This is a genomic window from Moorena sp. SIO2C4 (assembly GCF_010672485.1).
Taxonomy (GTDB): Bacteria; Cyanobacteriota; Cyanobacteriia; order Cyanobacteriales; family Coleofasciculaceae; genus Moorena; species Moorena producens.
This window is the reverse complement of the sequence record NZ_JAAHGN010001385.1, coordinates 1-1,583: the sequence shown is the minus strand read 5'-3', so window position 1 is coordinate 1,583 and position 1,583 is coordinate 1. Positions and strand designations below refer to the sequence as shown.

Here is a 1,583-nt window from a genome sequence, read left to right as displayed (position 1 = left end):
TACCCAACAAAGCCGCCTTTTGGTACTCCAAGAGGAAGCCTTCCTCGGTAAATCGAGTTTACCAGGAACCTTGGTGTCGGACGGAGAATCATTAGACAATGCTGGGGATTGGCCTTGGCCTTTCGGCCACGCTACGCGAATGGCCACGCTACGCGATTGGCCTTGGCCTTTCGGCCACGCTACGCGAATGGCCACGCTATGCGATCGGATTTGGGCAGAGAAAATTGGAGTTAACAACCTGAACCTAGAGCAACTGTACACTTTCGGAGAACTAGGTCGTTATCAACCAAAATTGGTTAGAGTCGAGGTTACCTATAACCACCACTATGCCATGGGTTACCTATCCGTCAGTTACTTTGCCCTAGTGGGACTAGAAGAAGCTAAATTCAACACAGATCATGTCAGTGGTATTACCTGGTATTCCATCGAGCATGTGCCGCAGCTCGCCTTTGAGCATAATCCAATTTTGGACTATGGTTATCGGCATTTGCGCAACAAATTGGCAGACAATCCTGTCGCCTTTGACCTGTTCCGAGATGTATTTACCCTCAATAATATCTATACTATTTATCAACTGTACACCACAGTTTTTTTTGAAAACGTCTCGGATTATTACAATTTTAGCCCTCGTCTTTTAAAGCTATTATTCCTGGCGGATACTAGTTTAAGAGTATCTCATGGAGCAGGTCGTCCCTGAAATTTGTACCGCTTTGATGCGGAGGCATATGGTCGTTTAAAGGATAAACCGTTGGTATTTATGTAGCAATGAAAAAACATCTGTAATTGTGGTTCAGAAAATCCTATTTATTGAGGATGACGATTTCAATCGAGAAGTTATCACTGAATACCTTCAGTTGCAAGGGTATGACGTTTGCGCTTTACCCCATGGGTTAACCATTAAACGAGACCTCGCCGACTTTCAACCTGACTTGATTCTGCTGGATCTCAAATTACCAGAAGTTGATGGCTTTACCTTGATCGAAAAACTCAAGAAATCCCAATGGGCAACAATCCCTATAGTTATCCTTTCTGCCTACTCCTTCCCAGCAGACAAAAAGCGAGCTCTCAGACTAGGAGCTCGTCGTTATCTAGTCAAACCAGCGCTTCTCAGAGAAATAGAACAAGCCATAGAGGAAGAAATAACCAATTGATATCCAGTCCGCTTTTTTTGTCATTTGTCTTGAGAGCCACAAGGCTGAGCCGCCTGCAAAACACTCTTGTGGTATACAATACCGATGGTACCGGAGATGATATGAGTTTGAAGTCTTAGGCAGGACTTACGCAAAACTCGGCCACAAAGGTGCTTCCACAAAAGCGCTTGGTTAGTTAATAACGCACCCTACAGATAGGGTTGTTGCGTAAGTCCTGTTAGGGAAATCATTGACCCCTTTGGGGAATTCAAAATTCAAAATTAAAAATTAAAAATCTAGAAGCGATGCAGCGCGGTCTTGGGGAGGCAGCGCGGTCTTGGGGAGGCAGCGCGGTCTTGGGGGTTTCCCCCACTCGCTATTGCCGTGGTCTCCCCCGGAGACGAAACCTGATTACGTTGAGCCTTTATGGTTGGTAGGTTATGCAAAAAAGGG

General features: G+C 45.4%; 1 protein-coding gene and 1 pseudogene. Both read left to right on the top strand.

Translation table 11 applies throughout. The features are described from left to right. Window positions 1-763 (top strand): annotated as a pseudogene (locus F6K20_RS37845) (NUDIX hydrolase); the annotation flags it as partial. 22 nt (window positions 764-785) lie between these two features. After that, the gene (locus F6K20_RS37840; protein ID WP_008179375.1) at window positions 786-1,151 is read left to right on the top strand and encodes a response regulator; all 366 of its coding nucleotides are present in this window, start codon (window positions 786-788) and stop codon (window positions 1,149-1,151) included. The last annotated feature ends 432 nt before the right edge of the window (window positions 1,152-1,583 follow it).